Below are 605 nucleotides of genomic sequence, written 5' to 3'. Positions count from 1 at the left end.
GAGTCTCTCAAATAATCGCAGCGCGAGCGTGACTTGATTTATCAAAGACACCTTCGGGTTGTGAGGTTAAGCGACTAAGCGTACACGGTGGATGCCTAGGCAGTCAGAGGCGATGAAGGGCGTGCTAATCTGCGAAAAGCGTCGGCAAGGTGATATGAACCGCTACACCCGACGATACCCGAATGGGGAAACCCAGTGTGTTTCGACACATTATCATCACATGAATACATAGTGTGATGAGGCGAACCGGGGGAACTGAAACATCTCAGTACCCCGAGGAAAAGAAATCAACCGAGATTCCCCCAGTAGCGGCGAGCGAACGGGGAGGAGCCCAGAACCAGAATCAGTTTGTGTATCAGTGGAAGCGTCTGGAAAGTCGCACGACAGAGGGTGAAAGTCCCGTACACGAAGATGCACGGATTGTGAGTTCGATGAGTAGGGCGGGACACGTGACATCCTGTCTGAATATGGGGGGACCATCCTCCAAGGCTAAATACTCCTGACTGACCGATAGTGAACCAGTACCGTGAGGGAAAGGCGAAAAGAACCCCGGCGAGGGGAGTGAAATAGAACCTGAAACCGTGTACGTACAAGCAGTGGGAGCC

The 605-nt window shown here is 52.6% G+C and carries 1 rRNA gene; it reads left to right on the top strand.

The features are described from left to right. Positions 1-64 precede the first annotated feature (64 nt). A 23S ribosomal RNA gene (locus tag HOY33_RS20460) occupies positions 65-605 on the top strand; the annotation flags it as partial.

This window comes from Brenneria sp. hezel4-2-4, assembly GCF_013155275.1.
Lineage (GTDB): Bacteria > Pseudomonadota > Gammaproteobacteria > Enterobacterales > Enterobacteriaceae > Brenneria.
The sequence above is the reverse complement of the archived record's forward strand: the minus strand, read 5'-3'. Positions and strand labels throughout refer to the sequence as shown.